At 71.1% G+C, this 719-nt stretch carries 1 protein-coding gene; it reads right to left on the reverse strand.

Annotated features, from left to right (window positions below; all coding sequences use genetic code 11):
* The coding region (locus ABD323_RS42820) for a hypothetical protein (protein ID WP_344447448.1) at positions 1-272 on the reverse strand (272 nt) is incomplete at its 3' end.
* Between the last annotated feature and the right edge of the window lie 447 nt (positions 273-719).

The following is a 719-nucleotide window of genomic DNA, read 5'->3' on the forward strand; positions in this document are numbered from 1 at the left end:
CGCCCGGTCCCGGGCTCCGGCCGGTCGGTCAGCACGGTGTCCGCCGCCGGCGAGGCCTCCGGCACGGGGACGGGCACCACCGCGGCGGGGTCGTACTGGTACCAGCCGCTCTCGTAGCCGGGGACGTCGCCGAACTGGATCGTCACCTGCCACTGCGGATCGTCCTGGTACTGCCGCCAATACAGCAGCAGGCCGGTCCGCCACTGGCCGCCGGCGCGCAGCCACACCGGGGTGAAGGCCGTCCGGTCGCGGCGCGGGTCCGGGCCGCTCACTGGCCGGGCCGGGCTCTCCCGCGCGTCACCCGGCTCGTACGCGGGGAGAAGCGAGCCAGAGAACGGCGCAGGTGGGGGACGGTTCACATCTCCCACCATACGAACCTTTGTTCGACTAGGCCAGCGGCAGGAGCCCCCGCCGTCGGGGCCACGCAGAGCCAGGGGTGCAACGAAGCCGCCCCGCCCCTCCCGAAGGAGAAGCAGGGCGGTGGCATTCAGTGGGCCAGTCGGCTCGGACCGTCAGAGGCGCTCAGATTGGGGTGCCTGCGGCGGAACTCCACCACCGAGCCTCCCCCACGAGACGGAGGTTGAGCATTCGACGAGCTGCTCCCAGGCGTTGGAGCAATCGACCTGAGCACCGTCGGATGAATCGCCAACTCCTCGGCCGCCGGCACATACGGCTTCTCCCCGAACCGCCTGGTTAGCAGGTTCCAGATCAGCAGTGGC

This window comes from Kitasatospora nipponensis, from assembly GCF_039528135.1.
GTDB classification, from domain to species: domain Bacteria; phylum Actinomycetota; class Actinomycetes; order Streptomycetales; family Streptomycetaceae; genus Kitasatospora; species Kitasatospora nipponensis.